The organism is Methylobacterium sp. WL116 (assembly GCF_008039455.1).
GTDB lineage: Bacteria > Pseudomonadota > Alphaproteobacteria > Rhizobiales > Beijerinckiaceae > Methylobacterium.
This window is the reverse complement of the sequence record NZ_VRUV01001076.1, coordinates 1-593: the sequence shown is the minus strand read 5'-3', so window position 1 is coordinate 593 and position 593 is coordinate 1. Positions and strand designations below refer to the sequence as shown.

The following is a 593-nucleotide window of genomic DNA, read 5'->3' as shown; positions in this document are numbered from 1 at the left end:
GCCTCGCGCAGGACCACGGCCTCGCCGCGCAGGCGCTTGGCCTCCGCCACCGCGACCTCGTGGTTGCGCCGGCCTTCGGCGGTGGGGCCACGCTGGCCGCGCGTCATCAGCAGGTCGACCGAGCGGGTCACCGAGTAGGCCATGCCGGCGGTGGTGCGCCCGCTCGGCGCCACGGCGCGGCTCATCCGGCGCAGCTCGGCGTCGTCGCGGGCGAGATCGTAGCCGCCGAGCCGCACGCCGAGGAAGGCGGCGGCGTGCGGGTCGTCGGTCTCGATCACCGAGAGCGGGCCGTCGTCGAAACGGCGCGCCCGCTGGCCGGCGGTGTCGGTCGTCTTCACCAGGATGCAGCGGCTGAAGCGGTCGCGGTTGCCCTGGAGCACGCCGAGCGCCTCCTCGAGCCGGTCGGGCGCGACCACGAGGGCTTCGCGCGCCCGGCCGAGCAGGCCCTCGAGCGCCGGCCCCCAATGCGGATCGACGATCTCCGCGAGCTCGCAGACCGGCACGGCATCGATGTTGCGCCGGGCCAGCTCGGCGCGGAAGGCGACCGTGTCGGAGGAGAGCCGCGCGCCGTGCCCTGCGGCCGGGGCGGGGGC

The 593-nt window shown here is 76.7% G+C and carries 1 pseudogene; it reads right to left on the bottom strand.

The features are described from left to right. Positions 1–593 (bottom strand): annotated as a pseudogene (locus tag FV223_RS29475) (ATPase); the annotation flags it as partial.